The following is a 14,815-nucleotide window of genomic DNA, read 5'->3' on the forward strand; positions in this document are numbered from 1 at the left end:
CGACGCGAGCACTACAACAGTCGCGTGGGCCGATAGGGGTCGCGTCGCCTGCCTGGAGACCTTCTTTTGCGCCGAAGGGGGTAGGTCCGGGAGCTAGGGCCGGCCATGATTCCCGCGGTCGCGCCAACCCGGCGGCCGGCCGCGATTCTCGCCGGTCGCGCCAACCAGCCCGCCCTTGATGCGTCTTTCCGGCCGTCAGGCCGAACCCCCATGAGAGCCATCGGATGGTTTGCCCTTCGACAGGCTCAGGGAACGAACGGGCCGGCTCGGGAACCGAACAACGATCACGGGGCGGCGGTGCTGCCGCGGACGACGAGGTCGATGGCGAGGTCGACCCGTGGGGCGGGGGCGGTGTCGTCGAGGTCGAGGACCATCTGGGCGGCCTGCCGGCCCATCTCCTCCAGTGGCTGGCGGATCGTGGTCAGCGGCGGGCCGGCCCAGCCGGCCATGGTCAGATCGTCGTAGCCGATCACCGACAGGTCGCTCGGAATGGACAGTCCGGCCAGCCGGGCCGCCTCGTAGACGCCGAACGCCATCAGGTCGTTGGCGGCGAAGATCGCGGTCGGCCGGTCGGGGCGGTCGAGCAGTTCCTGACCGCCGTGCAGCCCGCTGTCCCGCTCGAAGTCGCCGGCGACGATCAGTTCCTCGCAAACTGGTGCGCCCGCCTCCTCCATCGCCGCCCGGAAACCGGACAGCCGGGCGCGGGAGCACATCGTGTCGATCGGCCCGCCGACGACGCCGATCCGGCGGTGGCCGAGGGAGAGCAGGTGCCGGGTCGCGAGCAGCCCGCCGTTCCAGTTCGCGGAGCCGACCGAGGCGACGTCCGGCGCCGGGTCACCGGCGGGATCAACCACCACGAAAGGGATCCCGCGGGCGCGTAGCTGATGGCCCTGCGCACTCGTGACCCCGGACAGGACGATCACGATGCCGGCCGGGTTGCGGGTGACTGCGCCCTGGACCCACTCCGGGCCGGGGGCGGAATGATCACCGCTCTCGGTGACGACGACGCCCAGCCCGCGAGCGCGCGCGACCTGTTGCACCCCGCGCAGGATCTGCAGCGCCCACACCGTGGAGAACTCGGCGAACACCAATTCGATCAAGGGTGCGGCCTCCCGCAGGCCACGGCGCTGATAACCGTGCCGGTGCAGCAGGGCCTCGACCCTGGCCCGGGTCGCCTCGGAGACACCGGCCCGGCGGTTCAGCACCTTGGAGACGGTCGAGGTGGACACGTCCGCGGCGGCGGCGATGTGGGACAGGGTCGATCGCTCGCTCATGCCGTCGACCGGCTCCGGTGCCGCCATCACGTCGTCTCCTCCCCGGTACGCACCCGTCGGTGCTGCGGCCAATCCTGCACCAGGTGCTCGGCCACCCGGAACGCGTTCGCGACGATGGTCAGGGTCGGGTTCACGCTGCCGTTGGTCGGATGCAGCGAGGAATCGCAGACCACGATCCGGCGGCTGCCCCAGAGCCGGCCGTACGGATCGGTCGCGCCGTCCCGCGGATCCGCGCTCATCCGCAGGGTGCCGCAGGAGTGCTCGCCGGCCGCCGACGCCGTCCCGCCGCGGGTCTGGCGCTCGATCTCGCGGGCCCCGGCCGCCTCGAGCCAGCGGGTCCCGAGCGCGGCGAGCCCGTGCTCGACCTCGACCGAGGCCGGGTGGACGTCCTTGCGCAGTCGCGCGCCGGGTCGGCCCCAGCGGTCCCGGAGTTCGCGGGCCAACGTCACCCCCGAGGTGGCGGCCGGGATCTCCTGGCCCATGCCGAACACGCCGAAGGCGTACGGACGCCCGTCCCGCATCCACCGCTTGTGCCCGGCGCCCCAGCCCGGCACTCCGGAGCCAACCGGGTCGAGCGCGCTGGTCAACGGCAGCACGCTCATCAGGTCGACGATCACGCCGCCGCCCCACGGGATCGAGTCGGCGTGCACATGATCAAGGGTCGCGATCGAGTGCCCGGGGCCGAGGCCGTTCTTCACCGGCTCGTCGACCAGGGCCTGGATGCCGACGAACCGGTGATCATGGAGGTGTCGGCCGACGTGATCGTTGCCCAGCCCGCTGGCGAGCAGCAGCCGGGCCGACTCCACCGCGCCCGCAGCCACGACCACCACCTCGGCCCGCACGGTCTGCCGGCGCGGCGAGCCGGAGGCGCCGGTGATCAATTCGACCGACGCGCCGCCGGGCTGATCATGGATCGAGATCGCCTCGGCGTCGACGATCAGCTCGGCCGCGCCGGTGTCGAGCGCGCGCGGGAGGAACGTGTTGTGGGCACCGTTCTTGGCGTCGACCGGGCAGGCGTGGCCGACACACTGCGAGCAGCGGACACAGGCGGCGCGGCCGTGCGCCGGGACGCTGTTGATCGCCAGCGGGATCGGGCCCCAGCCCCAGCCGAGCCGGTCCGCGGCCGCGCCCAGCAGCTCCCGGGCCGGCTCGCTGCCCATCGGCGGCATCGGATAGCCGCCCGACCGCGGCGTCCGCCGGGTCAGCGCGCCGGTCGCCCCGGCGACGCCGAGCTCCTGCTCGGCCCGGGTGTAGTAGGGCTCCAGTTCCTCGTAGCCGAACGGCCAGTCGGCCAGCGTCGCACCCGGCGGATTGCCGTAGTGGCTGGCCATCGCGAAGTCCTCCGGGAAGAACCGCCAGGCCATCCCCTGCCAGATCCGGGTGCCGCCGCCGTAGGCGTACGCGTTCAGCCCGTAGGCCCACATGTCGTCGTCGCCGTCGACCACGCGCTCGGCCCGCGGACCGAGATCGGCCAGTCGGGGATGGCCGGTCCCGGGGCCGACGACGGACCGGTAGACGGCGTTGCGCTTGCCGTGCAGATGATCACCGCGCAGCGCCTCGTTGCTCCGGGCGGCGGCGCGCTCGACGATCAACACCGTGTGGCCGGCCCGGGCCAGCACCTGGGCCGCGACCCCGCCGCCGGGGCCGGATCCGATCACGATCGCGTCGTAGTGCGGCTGCAGCGACGCCGGATCCAGGGGCCGGGGCGGCTCCGGCTCGACCGGCCGCACGCCGTCCGGGACATCCTTGAAGTCGATCATGGTGAGCCCGGCCGGTCGGTGCCAGTCGCCGGCGGGCAGGCGGCTCTGCGCGTAGTAGCCCTCCCAGCACAGCCGGCGCAGGGCCGCCAGGTCGGCGCCGAGGCCCGGGTCCTGCTCGAGCCGGCCGAGCACCGCGTCCTGATCGGTGATCGGCAGCGCGCCGAAGCCGTGCCGATCCAAGGCCGCGATCAGCCGGGTCAGACCCGGCCCGGCCCACTGCAGCTCGGCCCCGGCCTCGCGCAGGTAGCGGCCCACCCCGCCGGCCCAGCCGCCGGGCCATTCGTCCTCGGGGATGATCCGGTCGATCGCGGCCCGGAGGGCGGCCGAATCGATGATCCGCGACCAGGTGGGCCCGGCGTGATCATCCGCGGGATCACCGCCCGGCGAGGGCGCCACCGATGCCTCCGACGCTGAAGTATTTGTTGAGCGCGGCGAACAGGATCACCGGCGGCAACATCATGATCACCGCCACGGCCATCACCGGACCCCAGTTGGTCGCGTTCTGCTGGAAGAACGTCTGCAGCCCGACCGGCAGGGTGTAGTTGACGTCGGAGCGCAGGAACACGACGGAGATCAGATAGTCGTTCCAGGCCAGCAGGAAACAGAAGATCGCCGTGGACAGGACGCCGGGCAGCGCGTTGCGCAGGACGATCCGCAGGAAGCCGCCGAAGAGCGAGCAGCCGTCCATCCAGGCCGCCTCCTCCAGCGAGATCGGGATCGAGTCGTAGTAGGCCGCCATCATCCAGGTCGCCACCGACAGCGTGGATCCGACGTAGATGATCGTCACCCCGCCGAGGTTGTCCACCAGGCCCAGCATCGAGAACAGCATGAACAGCGGGATGACGGCGGTGACCACCGGCAGCGACTGGACGATGAACAGCGTCAGCGAGTAGCCCGACACCAGCCGGTTCCGCACCCGGGACAGCACGTAGCCGGCCGGCGCCGCGACGGCCAGCGAGATGATCACCGTGACGATGGTGACGCCGAGGCTGTTCTCCAGCCAGTAGTCGACGTTGGTCTGGCTGAAGACCATCGCGAAGTTCTCCAGCGTGACGCCGGTGGAGGTGCTGCCCAGCCCGGGCAGCACGGAGAGATAGACGACCGCGGCGATCGGAATGATCACGACGGCGGTGATCACCAGAACCAACACGAACCGCCACCACTGGCCGCGTGCCTCGGGAGGCACCTTGCGGTTCGGCCGGGCCGGCGTCGGCTCGCGTACGGCCGGGGTCGGATCGATGCGGGTCATTCGATCTCCACCTTCCTGATCTGCCGATAGAGCAGCACCGAGATGATCACCAGCACCAGCGTCATCAGGAACGCGATCGCGACGCCGGGGCCGGTCTGGAAGTTCTGGAAGACGGTCCGATAGGCCATCACCACCAGCGAGGTGGTCGCGTTGACCGGGCCGCCGCCGGTGAGCAGGAAGATCGTCGGGAAGTCGTTGACGCAGAAGATCGTCATCAGGATCCAACTGATGTACGTCGATCGGGAGATCAACGGCATCGTGATCGACGTGAAGGCCTGCCACCCGGTCGCGCCGTCCACCTTGGCGGCCTCGTACACCCCGGTGTCGACCGAGGCGAGCGCCGAACTCATCATCATCATCATGAACGGGAAGCTGATCCACACCTTGAACACGCAGACCGTGATCTTGGCCAGCAGTGGATCGGCCAGGAACAGGACGTTACCCAGCCCGATCGCCTCGGCCAGGATCGGCAGCGGGCTCTGCGGCGTCGCGACCAGCCAGTTCCAGGCCGTCGCCGACACGACGACGGGCACCACCCAGGGCAAAAGCAGCAACACTTTGAACAGGCCGCCGGCCGGGATCCGGGTCCGCAGCAGCATCGCCAGGGCCAGACCGACCAGCCAGCTGCCGAAGACACCGGTCACCGTGAAGATCACGGTGAACAGGGCGGAGCTCCAGAAGTCGGGGTTCTGCAGCACACCGACGTAGTTGTCCAGCCCGACGAACTTGCCGAGCCCGATCAGGTTGCCGCTGCGCACCGACTGCATGCCCGCATAGAGCAGCGGATAGAGATTGATCAACAACAGCAAGATCAACGACGGCAGGGCAAGCAGCAGCAGAGTGATCGCCGAGCCACGACGGCCGCGGCGCCGCGGGGCGGGCCGGCCGGACCCGCCGATGCCCACGCCGCGGTGGGCCCGCTCGAAACGTTGCGCCAGGGTCGATCCGGACATCTCGGATCCCCGCCCGTCAGCCCTGGGCCTGGATCGCCTTGACCGTCGCGCCCTGGAGTTTGGTCAGAGCATCCCGGGCCGTGGTCTTGCCGCCGAGGACGGACTGGGTGAACGTGTCCATCGCCGGGGTGCCGTCGACAGTGGTCACGCCGAGGAACAGGGCATCCGAGCCGGGCGCGGCCCAGGTCTTGGAGATCGGCTGATATTCGGTGATCGCCTTGACTGCGTTGGCGTCCTTGCGGAAGCCCTCGGTCTCGGTGATCGACTTCAGCGGCGGCAGCCCGATGCCGGTGTTCTGGGTCCACAGCGGCGCCATGTTCTTGAAGTAGTAGGTGAGGAAGGCCTCCGACGCCGGCTGGCTCGGGGTGTTGGTGTACATCATGATGTTGTTCGGGAAATACAACATGCCCTTCGTGCCGGCCGGGCTGGTCAGCGGGCTGCCGACGGTCAGCTGCTCGGCGATGTCGCCGCCGACGTTGTTGGCCAGGCCGGCGGTGTCGAAGCCCATCCCGTACTTCTGCGCCTTCCACTGCGACTGGGCGTTGTCGCTGGTGTAGGTCGGGCTGGCCGGATCGACGTAGCCCTTGTCGACACACTCCAGCACGAACTCGATCGCCTCGACGTTGGCGTCGGTGACCATGTCCGGCTGCTGGTCGGCCCCGAACAGGCCACCGCCGTTGTTGATCATCCAGCTGACCAGGATGTGGCTGCCCGTGAACGCGCCTGCGCCGGCCGCGGTGCCGTAGCCGTACACGCCGATCTTCTTCAGCGCCGCGCAGGTCTCGAGGAAGCTCGGCCAGTCCTTCGGTGCCTCGGCATCGGCCTTCTGCAGCAGGGTTTTGTTGTACCAGAGCACCCGCATGTCGAGGTTGTACGGGACGGCCGCGAACCCCTTCTCGACCTTCATGGTGTCGATCAGGCCGGGCAGGAAGTCGTCGTAGAGCCAGTCGGCCTTCCAGGACTCGAGCAACCCGTCGGCGTAGGCGATCTTGCCCTGCGCCTCGAACTGGAAGGCCTGGGTGCCGCCGCCGGAGCTGACCGCCGGGCCGGTGTTGGAGGCGACCGCGGAGGAGAACGTCTGGGTGAAGTTGGCCCACTGGATCACCTGATAGGTGGCAGGGTTCAGTCCGTTGGCCGGTTGGTAGGCCTTGGTGATCTTCTCGTCCTCGACGTTGAACTCGGTGTTGCCCCAGGGCATGTTCCAGAACTTGATCGGCGTCGCGCCGCCGGCGCCACCGTTGTCGGCGGCCCGGTTGCAGCCGGCCAGGGCAGCGGCGAGGCCGACCCCGGAGGCGACGCCGAGAAAACCGCGGCGGGAGAGAGCGGAGCGTGCGCTGGGAGCTGCCATGACCTGTCCTTCCGAGCCCGCTCGACCAGGGCGGGCCGCTGTTCAACACTGAACGAAAAGTATCGTGAGATCACGAAACAATTCGTGCTCGATCTGCTCAGAATGCGCCGAGGTAGTTGGAATGTCAACCACCTGCATGCCAGAAACCCGAGCCATCGTGGCGAAGGCTCGGGTCGTGGCAAACAGTCTAGCTAGGAAGAATTTCTACACGCCGGCGAAAACATTCGGGGCCGTCGAAAGGTCAGGACTGCCAGAGCGCCAGGCAGAAGGGATGCCCGGCCGGATCGAGCAGGACCCGCCAGGTCTCGCCCGGCTGCTGCTCCGGCACGGTCGCCCCGAGCTCGACGGCGAGCTTCTCGGCGGCCGGGATGTCCGCGACCTTGAGATCGAGGTGGAACTGCTTCTCGCTCCGGTCGTCGGGCCAGGCAGGCGGCGTGTAGTGGTCGACCTTGCCGAAGCCGATGGCCGGGCCGCCGCTCTCACTGGTGAGCATGGCGGCGTTCTCGTCCTGGTAGGCGACGGTCATCCCGAGCAGCCGGGAATAGAAGGCGGCCAGCGGTGTCGGGTCGGCACAGTCGATGGTGAACATGGCCACGCTGGCCGGAGCCGGGGGTAGTTGGTGTTCGGTCATGGCGCCGAGTCAACCGCGTCCGGAGTCGGTCGGATTGGACGAATCCGACATCCGCGGCAGTCGGCTGGCGGTATCGCCGCTTGCGCGTCCGGCTTGGGCGGGGGCTGTTCGCCGGGATAACGGGTACGAACGTCAACGGCAGCCGGAGTTCGTGCAGGGCAAGCGCCAAACGCAGCACCGCTGGATGACCACGATCTTGCGCCAGAACCCATGACCACGGTGCCGCGACCGTGACGAAGAACTCGGAAGCCAGTTGTCGGAAGGCCAGCGATTCGCGGTCACTGAGGTCGGACATTCGGATCGGTCCTTCACCGCGAACCCGATGAAGGAATGCCGACTCGTCCGCAGTCAGCGGGAGGCACAGGTCACGCAGGGTGTCGAAAATCCTGTCACCGGTGATCTCGCCGAAGCCGGGTTGAAGCTTCAGTCTGAGCGTCGCGGCCATTCGGATCGAACCTAGTCAGTCGGAACGGTGAGTCGGCGGTATATCGCGAAGCGCCGCTTTCGCCGCCTAGTCTGTAGATTCAGTGCGACGTCATGGTTGTTCCGTAGCTCGACGTCGCATTAAGGACCGAGCCTTCGACGACCGGTGCGTCGACCAGGAGGACCGACCCATTGAGGTTGGCGATGGCCGAAACGATCATGGCGCCACCGATCGCCGTCGCAATGGAAGGGCGCTCCGCTGATGGGATGGCGGAGTAGTTGTCGCACCTCCATGACTGTCGCTGTGAATCCCGGCCCCGAACGACAATGAAGACTTGTCGGCTTGGAGGATTGCCTACCCTACGAGCGGGAGCGCAAGGCGACCGCAGCCGCAGCACAGAGTGCAACAGTCAGCGGAACTCCGAGCAGGAGCACTATGATCCCGCCAGGATCCAAGGACCAAGATGGTGGGATCTCGCTTCCCAGAACGGTTACCAGGTTGGGGACGGCAACGTCCTCACGATTCTTGAAGGCGCGATCTGAAGCCACCAGAAAGAGGATGAAGGCGATCGCTGTCGCGATGCCGATGCCGATGCAGAAGACGAGTGTGAACACCTTTATCACGCTGCCGTTCGGGCTGCTGGCGACAGCAGGGCTGTTCATGTGAGGATCCTTTCTATCATCCGGCTCGCGTCTGGAGCGAGGTCTCGATCGGGACCTGTGATTTGCCAGTCCTCGCAGGATAACTTCAAGGAGAGTGTGGACCTCCGGATCCAAGCCACTGAACGGCTCGTCGAGGAGCAGCAGTCCTGGTCGACCCAGCTCGGCGACAAGGTGCAATTTCTTGCGCATGCCGTGGGAGTAGGTGCCTATCCAGTGAGATAAGCGGGTAGTTCTAGTGTATCCGGCACGAATTTAAGACAGGTCTTCGCGCTGGTGCTCGACGCATCTTGATCAGCGATCATGATTTCTCCGTTGTCTTGGGTGGCGACGCCGAAGTGTCGGTGATGAACACCGACACTTCGGATCCCGCGGCCAGGTTGCTAGCATATAGATGCATGAGGTATGAGTCGCGGGTCGTGAATCTGCTGGGCGCGATCGTGGTCGGGGCGCACGACCGGCTGGCCGAGGTCACCCAGCGGGCCGCGGGGCGCACCGGGGTGACCGCGGCCGCATTGGCCACGCTGGCCCAGTATCCGGGGTTGACCGTGGAGCAGTTGCGGCGCTGCTTGGGCATCAGCCAGCCCGCGACGGTCCGGACGGTCGATGCCCTGCAGGCGGGCGGACTGCTGGTCCGAGGGCCCGGAGCGGACCGCCGGTCCCTGGCGCTTCGGCTCACGCCGGCGGGGCTGGAGCGGGCCGGCCAGGTGCTGCGGGCGCGGGCCGAGGTCCTCGATCCGCTGCTCGACGGGCTGGGGGACGCGGATCGCCGGGCGCTGGAGACGGTGCTGGAGCACCTGCTGGATCGGCTGACCACCAGCGCGCGACGGGCCGACGAGATCTGTCGGCTGTGTGACCTCGGTGCCTGCCCGCCGGACCGCTGCCCGGTCGAATGCGCCGGCCGGCGACACGAACGCGTCGACCAGGATTCAAGAGACACGCCCTAGGAGCGGAGATCATGATCGACATCATCGAAGTGCCCTTCAACTCGGCCGGCACGGCCGACAGCGTCGCCGGTGGTCCCGCCGCGCTGCTGCACGCGGGGATCGAGCAGCGGTGGCGGAAGCCGACGGCGATCGGCCGGGTCGGTGAGGTCGACGTCGGTGCGCCGTCCACCGTCCGTGACCCGGCGAGCGGACTGCTGGCCCTGGACTCCTTGATCACCATGACGGCAGCGGTACGAGACGCGGTGCGACGATCCTTGCGCGGCGATCACTTCCCGCTGGTCCTGGGCGGCGACTGTTCGCTCCTGTTGGGGACGATGAAGGCCGTCCAGGACGTACGGGGCGCCGCCGGACTGCTGTTCGTCGACGGCCACGAGGACGCCTGGCCACCACGCCGGAGCACGACCGGGGAGGCGGCCGACTGCGAGCTCGGTCTGGCCCTCGGGCTGCATCGTGACGGTCTGCCCCCGGCCCTGATCGCCCAGCTTCCCGACCTCGCCGCCGAGCACGTGGTCGCGCTCGGACCTCGTGATCAGGAAGAGATCGCCGCTCACCGGGCGGCCTCCGTCGCCAAGATCATCAGGCTGCACCGGGACGAACAGCTCCGCGGCCGAGCGGCCGGACCGGTCGGCGACGCGGTGCAGCGGTTCCGCAGCGCGGGGCTGTCGTGGTGGCTGCATGTTGATCTTGACGTGCTGACGACCGAGGCCCTGTCGGCGGTGGACTACCGCCAGCCCGGTGGCCTGACCTGGGCCGAGCTGCGCGCGATCACCACGGCCGGGCTGGCCGACGGCTGCCTCGGCCTGTCGCTGACGGACTACAACCCCGACCTCGATCCCGGCCGGCACCAGGCCCGCGCCATCGTCGACTACCTCGTCACGGCGTTCGATCAGGACCTCGTCGCCGCGGCCGCGGCGCGATGAGCTGGCTGCTGCTGGTGCTCGCGATCGGAGGGGATGTCGTCGGCACCGTCGCGCTCGACCGGGTCGCCGCCAGCCGGCGCCGCCGGGATGCCGTGGTCCGCTTCGTCTTCGCCGCCGCGGCCTACCTGATCGGCCTGTGGGCCTTCGCCCAGGCGCTGCGATCCGTGCCCACCGCAGTCGCCGACGCGATCTTCTTCGCCGGCGCCACCGCGGTGATCGCCGTCGTCGGCGTGGTCCGGCTCGGTGAGGTCGTCACCGTCCGCAAGGTTGTGGCGCTGGCCTTGATCATCATCGGCGTCGCGGTCCTCCGGCTGGGACCCGGCCATGGCTGAATCCGCACCGCAGCAGCGGACCGGCGGGAATGATCATCGGCACGGCCGGCGCCGCTTGCTGGCGTGGGGCGCGCTCTTCCTTGCCATCACCCTGGACGTCGCGCAGGTGTTCGCACTCGAAGCCTCCGCCGGCTTCACCAGCCCCCTGCTGACCTCGGCGGCCGTCCTGGCCTTCGTCGCCGAGCTCGTCCTCTTCACCCTCGCCCTGCGGCACATCCCGCCCACCAACGCCTACGCGCTGCTCGGGTTGAGCACCGTGGCCGTGTCCGTCATCAGCATCGGCTGGCTGGGGGAACAGGTCACCATCGTCAAGGCCGTCGCGCTGGCCGCCGTCATGGCCGGCGCCGCGCTGCTCAACTCCGACGCCAGCTCCCGTGATGAACGTCGCATGAACACTGGTTGACCTCCGGCTGAACAAATGTTTAGCCTAGTGGGGTGGAGATCGACTCGGCAGCCGCGCGGATCCGGGAGGCGGCGATCGACCAGTTCGGCCGGACCGGCTTCGCCGGCACGACGGTGCGTGCGATCGCCGCCCGGGCGGGGGTCTCGCCGGCGTTGATCATGCATCACTTCGGCACCAAGGACGGGCTGATCGAGCACTGTGACGGCTACGTGCTCGCCCACGTGGAGCGACTGCGTGGCGACTTCCTGCGCGGCGAGACCAAGATCGACTCGGTCACCGGCTATCTGGCCGACCGGCCGGAACTGTTGCCGATGACCCGCTATCTGAGCCAGGCCCTGATGGCCGGCGGCGCGGCCGGCCGGAGCGTGTTCGACCGGATGATCGACGTCGCCCGGAGCAATCTGGAGACCGGCATCGAGGTCGGACGGATCCGCCCGACCGACGACCTGGAGGCGCGCGCGGCCGTGCTCGCCGCCTGGAACGCCGCGGTGATCATGCTCGGCGACGCGATCGCCGCGCGGCTCGATGCGGACAACATCCTCGACCCGGCGATCGTGGACCGGGTCCAGGCCACGGCCCTGGACATCTACACCCGCGGACTGTTGATCAATGAGGAGAGCCCTGATGACGTACGTTCGTGATCTTGCCGACGCCGGCTCGGGCCTGGCCGAGGTGGGCGGCAAGGGCAACTCCCTGGCGGCCATGATCAGCGCCGGATTCGACGTGCCGGACGGCTTCCAGGTCGTCACCGACGCCTATCGGGACTTCATCGATGATCATGGGTTGCAGGAGCCGATGGCGGCGATCCTGACCGAGGTGACCACGGCCGACCCGGCGTCCGCGACCCGGGCCGAGGCGTTGATCGGCGAGCTGTTCGCCGCGCACCCGGTGCCGGCTCCGGTGGCGACCGCGATCGAGAAGGCGTACGCCGATCTCGGCGCGCCGCCGGTCGCGGTCCGGTCCTCGGCCACCGCGGAGGATCTCGACTCGGCCTCCTTCGCCGGCCAGCAGGACAGCTTCCTCAACATCCGCGGGCCGGAGCAGCTGCTGGTCGCGGTGCGGGACTGCTGGGCCTCGCTGTGGACCGACCGGGCGATCGGCTACCGGGCCCGGCACGGCATCGACAGTGATCAGGTCGCGCTCGCGGTGGTGGTGCAGCGCCTGGTCGAGGCCGAGGCATCCGGCGTGATGTTCACGGTCGACCCGGTCACCGGGGCGACCGACCGGGTGGTGATCAACTCCGCCTGGGGGCTCGGCGAGGCCGTGGTCAGCGGCGCCGTCACCCCCGACGTCTATCGCGTCGACCGGGCCGATCGTTCCGTGGCCGAGACCGTGGCCGAGAAGACGATCATGACCGTGCTGACCGAGCGCGGCACCGAAGAGGTGCCCGTCCCGGAGTCGCGGCGCACGCGGCCATCGCTGACCGAGGAGCAGGCCAGGGCGCTGGCCGACCTCGGGATCCGGCTGGCCGCCTGGGCCGGCGCCGAGCGCGACATCGAATGGTGCCGCACCGGCGACCGGCTGCAGATCGTCCAGTCCCGGCCGGTCACCACGGTCACCACGGTCGCCGCGGCCGCTGTCGTACCGAAGAGCGGGCCGGACCCCTGGAACGACGCCAAGCAGGAGCGCCAGCTCTGGGCCAACACCAACGTCGGTGAGGCGATGCCGGACGTGCTCACCCCGGCCTCCTGGTCGGCGGTGCGGCTGTTCCTCGACGCCACCATGCCGACGGTCACCATTCCCGGACTCAAGGGGTACGGCCGGATCGCCGGCCGGATCTATCTCAACCTGTCGGCCCAGGCCGGGTTGCTCCGGTCGATCGGGATCGGCACCGGGCGCTATCGGTCCATGGTGAGCTCGGTCTTCGGCCGGATCCCGGACCGGTTGCCGATCCCGGTGCTTCGCCGGAGCCGGATCCGGGTGCTGCGCAGTCTGATTCCGATCGTGGTCCGGTTGCGCGCCGAGGTCCGGCGCAACGCGCCCAAGATCGCCGAGTTCGGCGCCGAACACCCCGCTCTGTGCGAACGCCGGCGGGCCGAGATCGCCGCGGTCGAGGACCCCGCCGAGCTGGCCCGGCTGTGGCCCGAGGTGCTGCGGCCCGAGCTGGACCGGGCCAGCGTGATGCTCACCGCCGCGACCCGGGCGAGCGGCGGGGCGCCGATCTCGACGCCGGCGAGGCTGGCCAAGCTGGTCGGTGAGTCGGATGCGGCCGCGATCACGTCCGGGCTCGGTGCGTCGGCCGGTGAGCTGGCGAGCCTCGGCCTGGTCGCCGGGCTCGAGAAGCTGGCCACCGGCGAGATCGACACCGAGACCTTCAACCGGACCTATGCCCATCGTGGTCCGAACGAGTTCGAGCTGTCCGTGCCGCGGCCGGCCGAGGATCCGCACTGGATCGAGAGCCAGTTGGCCGAACGCCAGGGGGCGCCCGGCTTCGGTGACCTGATCGGACGGCAGGAGGAGCAGCAGCGGGCGGCCTGGCACCGGCTCGATGCGGCCCACCCGAAGGAGGCCAAGCGACTCCGGCCGCTGCTCGATCGCTGGGCGCGGATGAGCCGGGACCGTGAACTGACCCGGACCGAGGTGGTCCGTTACTTCTGGGTGATCCGCGCCTTCGTGCTCCGGGCCGGCGAACTGACCGGGCTCGGCGACGACGCCTTCTTCCTCACCCTGGACGAGCTCGTCGCCGTCCTCAGCGGCGCTCCGGTCGATCGGACCATGATCACCGAGCGCCGGGATGCCTACGACCACTACCGGGCGTTGCCGGCGCCGCCGAGCTTGATCATCGGCCCGTTCGATCCGTACGCCTGGGCCCAGCAGCCGAGGCGCCGGACCGATGTCTATGCTCCCGGCTACGACGACGATCATGACGCCGGCCCGATGATCACCGGGTTCGCCGGAGCCGGTGGCGTCGTCGAGGGCGTGGCCCGGGTGATCGACAACCCGGACCAGGGTGATCAGCTGCGGACCGGCGAGGTGCTGGTCACCTCGATCACCAACGTCGGCTGGACTCCCTTGTTTCCCAGGGCGGCGGCCGTCGTCACCGATGTCGGCGCGCCGCTCTCGCACGCCGCCATCGTGGCCCGCGAGCTCGGCATCCCGGCGGTGGTCGGCACCGGCACGGCGACGATGCGGATCAGCTCCGGCGACCGGGTCAGGGTCGACGGGTCGGCGGGCACGGTCGAGGTCCTGTCCAGCCGTGGTTGATCTTGCTCGGCCGGTGGAGCAGGTCGCGCCGCTGCTGCTGAACGCGATCTTCCGGCACGGCGAGGTGGCGGTGCGGCTGACCGAGGTCGAGGCGTACGACGGCGCCAACGACCCGGCCTCGCACGCCTTCCGTGGTCGTACCCCGCGGAACGCGATCATGTTCGGCCCGCCGGGCTTCCTCTATGTCTACTTCTCCTACGGGATGCACTGGGCGGCCAACGTGGTCTGCGGCCCCGACGGCCGGTCGTCGGCGGTGCTGCTGCGGGCCGGCGAGGTGGTGGACGGGATCGAGCTGGCCCGGTCCCGCCGGCCGCCGACGATCCGCGACCGCGACCTGGCCCGCGGCCCCGGGCGACTCGCTCAGGCCCTCGGGCTGACCAAGGAGCAGCTGGGCAGCGACCTGTTCGGGCCCGGGCCGGTGACGCTGACGCCGGCCTCCGTGGCACCGGCCGGGATCGCCTCCGGGCCCCGGGTGGGGGTCTCGGTTGCGGCCGATCGGCCGTGGCGGTTCTGGATCACGGGCGATCCCTGCGTGTCGCCGTACCGAAGGAGCCCACGAGCCCCCGCTCCGGGCTGATTTCGGACCACTCAAAGCCGCCGGAATCGGCTTTTTTCAAGGGATTTCGCCCGAAGGGTTTGGGTACCGGCCCGGAGTGTGCTTAGACTGCCAGCGTTTGGTAACGGTTTGATAAACGCAGGAGGCAGTTTTCG

At 69.3% G+C, this 14,815-nt stretch carries 14 protein-coding genes; 7 read left to right on the plus strand and 7 right to left on the minus strand.

What is annotated here, in order from left to right; translation table 11 throughout:
- Nucleotides 1-284: 284 nt before the first annotated feature.
- The 7 genes from FNH24_RS27645 to FNH24_RS27675 form a co-directional block, all read right to left on the minus strand.
- Entirely contained in the window at nucleotides 285-1,301 is a 1,017-nt protein-coding gene (locus tag FNH24_RS27645; protein ID WP_152365448.1) for a LacI family DNA-binding transcriptional regulator, read from the minus strand.
- Entirely contained in the window at nucleotides 1,301-3,430 is a 2,130-nt protein-coding gene (locus FNH24_RS27650) for a GMC oxidoreductase (protein ID WP_152365449.1), read from the minus strand. The genes FNH24_RS27645 and FNH24_RS27650 overlap by 1 nt, the downstream gene beginning before the upstream one ends.
- Nucleotides 3,408-4,283 (minus strand): carbohydrate ABC transporter permease, encoded by an 876-nt coding sequence (locus tag FNH24_RS27655; RefSeq protein ID WP_152365450.1) that lies wholly within the window; start codon nucleotides 4,281-4,283, stop codon nucleotides 3,408-3,410. The genes FNH24_RS27650 and FNH24_RS27655 overlap by 23 nt, the downstream gene beginning before the upstream one ends.
- The gene (locus FNH24_RS27660) at nucleotides 4,280-5,236 is read right to left on the minus strand and encodes a carbohydrate ABC transporter permease (protein ID WP_152365451.1); all 957 of its coding nucleotides are present in this window, start codon (nucleotides 5,234-5,236) and stop codon (nucleotides 4,280-4,282) included. Before FNH24_RS27660 ends, FNH24_RS27655 begins: the two co-directional genes overlap by 4 nt.
- A 16-nt stretch (nucleotides 5,237-5,252) precedes the next feature.
- Nucleotides 5,253-6,584, minus strand: coding sequence for an ABC transporter substrate-binding protein (locus FNH24_RS27665; protein WP_152365452.1), 1,332 nt, complete (start codon nucleotides 6,582-6,584; stop codon nucleotides 5,253-5,255).
- 241 nt (nucleotides 6,585-6,825) lie between these two features.
- On the minus strand, nucleotides 6,826-7,215 hold the full coding sequence (locus FNH24_RS27670) for a VOC family protein (protein WP_152365453.1): 390 nt from the start codon (nucleotides 7,213-7,215) through the stop codon (nucleotides 6,826-6,828).
- A gap of 783 nt (nucleotides 7,216-7,998) precedes the next feature.
- Nucleotides 7,999-8,301 carry a hypothetical protein gene (locus FNH24_RS27675; RefSeq protein WP_152365454.1) on the minus strand — a complete coding sequence of 101 codons (303 nt, stop codon included), beginning with the start codon at nucleotides 8,299-8,301 and terminating at the stop codon, nucleotides 7,999-8,001.
- Nucleotides 8,302-8,696: 395 nt separating this feature from the next.
- On the opposite strand from FNH24_RS27675, the gene FNH24_RS27685 reads away from it, so the two are divergent.
- From FNH24_RS27685 to FNH24_RS27715, 7 genes are read left to right on the plus strand one after another with little or no spacing between them, the layout of a single operon-like run.
- A complete protein-coding gene (locus FNH24_RS27685) occupies nucleotides 8,697-9,245 on the plus strand; it encodes a MarR family winged helix-turn-helix transcriptional regulator (RefSeq protein WP_161606347.1) in 549 nt (182 codons plus the stop codon).
- Nucleotides 9,246-9,256: 11 nt separating this feature from the next.
- Nucleotides 9,257-10,165, plus strand: coding sequence for an arginase family protein (locus tag FNH24_RS27690; RefSeq protein WP_161606348.1), 909 nt, complete (start codon nucleotides 9,257-9,259; stop codon nucleotides 10,163-10,165).
- Nucleotides 10,162-10,497, plus strand: coding sequence for a DMT family transporter (locus FNH24_RS27695; RefSeq protein WP_152365457.1), 336 nt, complete (start codon nucleotides 10,162-10,164; stop codon nucleotides 10,495-10,497). The genes FNH24_RS27690 and FNH24_RS27695 overlap by 4 nt, the downstream gene beginning before the upstream one ends.
- On the plus strand, nucleotides 10,490-10,900 hold the full coding sequence (locus FNH24_RS27700) for a DMT family transporter (protein ID WP_152365458.1): 411 nt from the start codon (nucleotides 10,490-10,492) through the stop codon (nucleotides 10,898-10,900). The genes FNH24_RS27695 and FNH24_RS27700 overlap by 8 nt, the downstream gene beginning before the upstream one ends.
- A gap of 32 nt (nucleotides 10,901-10,932) precedes the next feature.
- The gene (locus FNH24_RS27705) at nucleotides 10,933-11,541 is read left to right on the plus strand and encodes a TetR/AcrR family transcriptional regulator (protein ID WP_152365459.1); all 609 of its coding nucleotides are present in this window, start codon (nucleotides 10,933-10,935) and stop codon (nucleotides 11,539-11,541) included.
- A complete protein-coding gene (locus FNH24_RS32050) occupies nucleotides 11,525-14,104 on the plus strand; it encodes a PEP/pyruvate-binding domain-containing protein (protein ID WP_152365460.1) in 2,580 nt (859 codons plus the stop codon). Before FNH24_RS27705 ends, FNH24_RS32050 begins: the two co-directional genes overlap by 17 nt.
- Complete coding sequence (locus tag FNH24_RS27715) at nucleotides 14,097-14,681, plus strand: DNA-3-methyladenine glycosylase (RefSeq protein WP_152365461.1); 585 nt, start codon at nucleotides 14,097-14,099, stop codon at nucleotides 14,679-14,681. Before FNH24_RS32050 ends, FNH24_RS27715 begins: the two co-directional genes overlap by 8 nt.
- Nucleotides 14,682-14,815: the final 134 nt, after the last annotated feature.

The organism is Microlunatus speluncae, from assembly GCF_009299835.1.
Lineage (GTDB): Bacteria > Actinomycetota > Actinomycetes > Propionibacteriales > Propionibacteriaceae > Microlunatus > Microlunatus speluncae.